Source organism: Methanobrevibacter filiformis (genome assembly GCF_001639265.1).
Lineage (GTDB): Archaea > Methanobacteriota > Methanobacteria > Methanobacteriales > Methanobacteriaceae > Methanacia > Methanacia filiformis.
The window spans coordinates 1-687 of record NZ_LWMT01000192.1; the positions used below are offsets into that span (position 1 = coordinate 1).

Here is a 687-nt window from a genome sequence, read left to right on the forward strand (position 1 = left end):
TGGTGATATTATTACTTATACTATTACTGTGTCTAATAACGGTTCTGGTAATGCTACTGGTGTATATGTGACTGATTTGTTGAATGCTACTGTTTTGAGTTTTGTAGGTAGTAATGGTTCTTACGATGATGTTACTGGTGTTTGGTCTATTGGGTCTCTTGGTGCTGGTGAAACGGTTGCTTTGAGTATTACTGTTGTTATTATTGGTAATGGTACAGTTATTAACATTGCGAGTGTGACTGTGGATCAGAATAATACTAACGTGGATAATGGGTCTGATAATGAAACTATTAATGTGAGTAATAATGTTAATGTGAGTGTTGTTAAGGTTTCTAATACTACTGGAGCTGCGAATATTGGTGATGTTATTACTTATACTATTACTGTGGCTAATAACGGTTCTGGTAATGCTACTGGTGTATTTGTGACTGATTTGTTGAATGCTAGTGTTTTGAGTTTTGTAGGTAGTAATGGTTCTTATGATAATGTTACTGGTGTTTGGTCTATTGGGTCTCTTGGTGCTGGTGAAACGGTTGCTTTGAGTATTACTGTTGTTATTATTGGTAATGGTACAGTTATTAACATTGCGAGTGTGTCTGTGGATCAGAATAACACTAATGAGGATAATGGGTCTGATAATGAAACTATTAATGTGAGTAATAATGTTAATGTGAGTGTTGTTAAGGT

Annotated in this window: 1 protein-coding gene; it reads left to right on the top strand. The window is 34.9% G+C overall.

The window, feature by feature from the left end; translation table 11 throughout:
* Positions 1 to 687, top strand: a 687-nt coding sequence (locus tag MBFIL_RS05030) for a DUF11 domain-containing protein (RefSeq protein WP_157078685.1), incomplete at both ends; no start/stop codon positions are given.